This is a genomic window from Streptomyces sp. (assembly GCF_035563135.1).
Lineage (GTDB): Bacteria > Actinomycetota > Actinomycetes > Streptomycetales > Streptomycetaceae > Streptomyces.
In genome coordinates, this window is sequence record NZ_DATMVN010000172.1 from 1 (window position 1) to 4,633 (window position 4,633).

The 4,633-nt window shown below is 70.7% G+C and carries 3 protein-coding genes and 1 pseudogene; all 4 read left to right on the top strand.

The annotated features are described in order from the left end of the window. The first annotated feature begins 434 nt into the window (after positions 1-434). The 4 genes and pseudogenes from purB (at position 435) to VN520_RS07295 (ending at position 4,514) form a co-directional block, all read left to right on the top strand. The gene (purB, locus tag VN520_RS07285; RefSeq protein ID WP_325746027.1) at positions 435-1,877 is read left to right on the top strand and encodes an adenylosuccinate lyase; all 1,443 of its coding nucleotides are present in this window, start codon (positions 435-437) and stop codon (positions 1,875-1,877) included. Between the two features lie 16 nt (positions 1,878-1,893). Next, entirely contained in the window at positions 1,894-2,442 is a 549-nt protein-coding gene (mug, locus tag VN520_RS07290) for a G/U mismatch-specific DNA glycosylase (RefSeq protein ID WP_325746028.1), read from the top strand. 527 nt (positions 2,443-2,969) lie between these two features. Beyond that, positions 2,970-3,191, top strand: a pseudogene (locus VN520_RS39565) (helix-turn-helix domain-containing protein); the annotation flags it as partial. Positions 3,192-3,356: 165 nt separating this feature from the next. Next, complete coding sequence (locus tag VN520_RS07295) at positions 3,357-4,514, top strand: ROK family transcriptional regulator (protein WP_325746029.1); 1,158 nt, start codon at positions 3,357-3,359, stop codon at positions 4,512-4,514. Positions 4,515-4,633 lie beyond the last annotated feature (119 nt).

A 4,633-nucleotide genomic window follows, 5' to 3' on the forward strand; every position in this document is an offset into this window, starting at 1 on the left:
CTGGCGCTGCCCCCCGCAGGACATCACCGGCCGCCGCCGCACCGGGCATCGGCTCCGGGGCCGGCCATCGCGCCATCCATCCGGTGCCGGCCGCGCAGCCGAGCGCGGCGGGTCACCGGGACATCCGCGATCGGCACCCGGCCGCCCAGCCGCCCGCTCTTCGCGAGGACGCGCCAGAAGCCCCGCTGACGTCCGCCGGATACAACCCACGAGGACTTGGTCCACTCTCACGAATATCCTCATGCCTTGCTCCACTCCGGCCGGATCAAGGCACTTCGAAGGGTCTGGTGCGGTGGCCCCAGCCGAGGCGGCCTCTCCCGCGTGCCGCACGGCCCCGCTGCGGCGGGGGGTGACAGAACAACCTCTGAGCTGGAGCTTCCGACAAAATGCAGACGGTTCGGAACCCGTATGGACGCCCGGTAAACTCGGGACACGTGACTGCTGTGTCTGCGAAGCCTCGCATCCCCAATGTCCTGGCCGGCCGCTATGCCTCCACGGAGCTGGCCGTCCTCTGGTCCCCCGAGCAGAAGGTGAAGCTGGAACGCCGGCTGTGGCTGGCGGTGCTGCGCGCTCAGAAGGACCTCGGGATCGAGGTGCCCGACGCTGCGCTGGCCGATTACGAGCGTGTGGTCGATCAGGTCGACCTCGCCTCCATCGCCGAGCGCGAGAAAGTCACCCGGCACGACGTGAAGGCTCGGATCGAGGAGTTCAACGCTCTCGCCGGGCATGAGCAGGTGCACAAGGGCATGACCTCCCGGGACCTCACCGAGAATGTCGAGCAGCTCCAGATCCGGCTCTCCCTGGAGCTGATGCGCGACCGTACGGTGGCGGTACTGGCGCGGCTGGGCAAGCTGGCGGCGGAGTACGGCGAACTGGTCATCGCGGGCCGCTCGCACAACGTCGCCGCGCAGGCGACGACCCTCGGCAAGCGCTTCGCCACCGCCGCGGACGAGTTGCTGGTGGCGTACGGGCGGCTGGACGACCTGCTCGGCCGCTACCCGCTGCGCGGTATCAAGGGCCCCGTCGGCACGGCGCAGGACATGCTGGACCTGCTCGGCGGTGACGCGGGCAAGCTCGCCGACCTGGAGCAGCGCATCGCCGGGCATCTCGGCTTCGCACACGCCTTCACCTCCGTCGGTCAGGTCTACCCCCGCTCCCTCGACTACGACGTCGTGACCGCGCTGGTGCAGCTGGCCGCCGCGCCTTCGTCGGTCGCCAAGACCATCCGGCTCATGGCCGGACACGAGCTGGTGACCGAGGGCTTCAAGCCCGGCCAGGTCGGCTCGTCGGCGATGCCGCACAAGATGAACACCCGCTCCTGCGAGCGCGTCAACGGCCTGATGGTGATCCTGCGCGGCTACGCGTCCATGACGGGCGAGCTGGCGGGCGACCAGTGGAACGAGGGCGATGTGTCCTGCTCCGTGGTCCGCCGAGTCGCGCTGCCGGACGCCTTCTTCGCATTCGACGGGCTGCTGGAGACCTTCCTGACCGTCCTCGACGAGTTCGGCGCCTTCCCCGCGGTGGTGGCGCGTGAGCTGGACCGCTACCTCCCCTTCCTCGCCACGACCAAGGTGCTGATGGGCGCGGTGCGGGCCGGAGTCGGCCGCGAGGTCGCGCACGAGGCCATCAAGGAGAATGCGGTCGCCTCGGCCCTTGCCATGCGGGAGCAGGGCGCGGAGCGCAACGAACTGCTGGACAAGCTGGCCGCCGACGAGCGGATCCCGCTCGGCCGCAGCGAGCTCGACGCCCTGATGGCGGACAAGCTCTCGTTCACCGGCGCGGCGGGCGACCAGGTCGCTTCGCTGGTGTCGAGGATCGAGGAGATCGCCAAGCAGCACCCGGAAGCCGCCGCGTACACCCCCGGCTCCATTCTCTGAGGCGGGCTCCACTGCTGTGACACCCGACGAGCTTCTGGCCGCCCGCGACCGCGTCGTACCCGACGTGGTCGCGGGCGGCCTGCGTGTGTTGTTCTGCGGAATCAACCCGAGCCTCATGACTGCCGCCACGGGGCACCATTTCGCCCATCCGGGCAATCGGTTCTGGCCGGTGCTGCATCTGTCGGGCTTCACGCCCAGACAGCTGAAGCCTGCGGAACAGGATCAGCTTCCGGGCCTCGGCCTGGGGATCACCAATGTGGTGGCCAGGGCCACGGCACGGGCGGACGAGCTGAGCGCGGAGGAATTCCGTGAGGGTGGAAGAGTGCTGTCGGCCAAGGTGGAGGACCTGGGCCCGTCGTGGCTGGCCGTCGTCGGCGTCACCGCATACCGCACGGCCTTCGGCGATCGCCGTGCGCAGATCGGGCCCCAGGAGCGGACCATCGGCGGTGCCCGCGTCTGGGTCCTGCCCAACCCGAGCGGGCTGAACGCGCACTGGACCGTGAGCACCATGGCTGACGAGTACGCCCGCCTGTTGGCGGCGGTCGGCCGGAACGTCCCTGGTTAGACCACACCTCCCGGCTCCGCCAGGGGCAGTTATGGCGAACTGCTGTGCGGCGGCCGCGGAAACACCGCAGAACGGCTGCGGGACTGCCCCGGACCGGGGTGGCACAGGTCCTGACGCCTTCGTCGCTCAGGGCGGATCGACCACGGCGACCAGAACGTCCACCTCACGGCCGGCCCGTCTTCCTGCTGGCAGAGCATCACGGCAGGCCACCGGCCGTACGTATGCCACAGCTGGAGGTACCCACAGCTCGCGACCGGTACGGCCCCGGGCTCGGGTGTCATCTCCCCTGCCGTCATCCTTTCCTGTGCGCTCCACAGGCTGACGGCCTGTGGAGCGCCCCGGCACGGGATGAGCAGGGGGAGCAGCGCGTCGTGTTCGGCCAGGCGTTGCGCCCGGCGTTCCACGCGATCTGTTCCCTCTCCCTCCTCCTGGCCGTCCTCAGCGATGAGGAGCGCCATGTGGTGGCCAGGCCGCTGACTCCCGAGTCCGAGGGGGCATGTTCCGGTCGGTCAGCCCTCCTGACCGAAATGGGGGACGTGGTCGCAGCGGACCCCGTCCCGGCCGCTGTGAGATCGAGGCAGGAGGGGGAACGCGCCGTGCTCACCGGCCGCGAAGCCGCAGTGCTCCGCCTGATGGCACGCGGCCTGTCCCACGTGGAAATCGCCGCCACGCTCATCGTCGGCGCGGAGACGGTGAAGACCCATGTCAGCGTGGTGCCTGCCAAGTCGGGAACCAGGGGCCGCGCACAGGCGGTGATCGCCGCCTGCGGGTCCGGCTTCGTGGCTCCCCGCTGTCCGAGGAGCCCGATGACCTGCACAACCCGCTCCGGGCCCCTCTCTCCGGGTGCTGGTCGCCGCGGTCGGGGGCAGCGAGTACCATCCGGCAGACATGCGCACGACCTGGGAGGACACACGGTGGGCCGGCTGACCGGTGGTGACCCGTCTCTGCTGCGGAGGATCAATTCCGCGGTGGTGCTGCACGCCCTGCGAGGGGCGGATTCGCCCACGCTCACGGATCTGACCCGGATCACGGGGCTGTCGCGTCCCACGGTCGAAGGTGTCGTGGAAGGGCTGTTCTCAGCGGGCCTGGTGGTGGAGACAGTGCCCGACGAAAGCGGAGCCAGGCGCCAGGGCCGCCCCGCGAGGCGGTTCAGGTTCCGCGCCGAGGCCGGATTCCTGCTGGGTGTCGAGATCGGCGCGCATCGCGTCTCGGCCCTGCTGTCCGGCCTGGACGGCCGGATCATCGGCGCAGGCTCACGCGACGTCTCCGAGACGGCGTGCGCGGACGACAGGATCGACCAGGTCAGAACTGTGATCGCCGATGTGCTGCGGCGCACCGGGGTGGCGCGGAGCAGCTTGCGTGCGGTCGGGGTCGGCAGCCCTGGCATCGTCGGGGCCGACGGCACAGTGCGCCTGGGCACGGCGCTGCCGGACTGGACCGGCCTCGCGCTCGGTGAGAGGCTGCGCCGTTCCTTCCGGTGTCCCGTCCTGGTGGAGAACGACGCCAACGCCGCAGCGGTGGCGGAACACTGGAAGGGTGCGGCGACCGAGTCCGATGACATCGTCTTCGTCCTGGCGGGCTTGAGCCCGGGCGCGGGTTCGCTGATCGGCGGACGGCTGCACCGCGGGTTCGGCGGAGCGGCCGGAGAGATCGGCGCGCTGCATCTGCTGGGCCGTGGTGTCACTCCGGAACACCTTCTCTCCACGACGGACACCCCGCTCGACCCTCTGGACGAGCACGCCGTCGCTGCTGTTTTCGCCGAGGCCAGGGAGGGCGACGCCGGCGCCCAGGCCGCCGTCGCGCGGTTCATACAACGGCTGGTGCACGATGTCGCCGCGCTGGCGCTGGCGCTCGATCCGGAGCTTGTGGTGATCGGCGGGTGGGCCGCCGGTCTGGACGGCGTTCTGGACCCGCTCCGCGACGAGCTCGCCCGCTACTGCTTGCGTCCGCCCCGGGTGGCCCTCTCGGTCCTCGGGGAGGCGGCCGTCGCCACCGGCGCGCTGCGGCTGGCGCTCGACCACGTCGAGGAACAGCTCTTCGCGGTGGAGGGAACGGTGACGGCCCGCCGCTGAGAGCGACGGGCCGTACAGGAGGGTGATCCGGCCGCGGCGGTCAGGCCCCAGCGCAAGAGGGCCAGGGCCTCCGGGCGGAGGAAAGTCAGGAGGCCGGCCGACGGGCTTCCCGCTGTCGT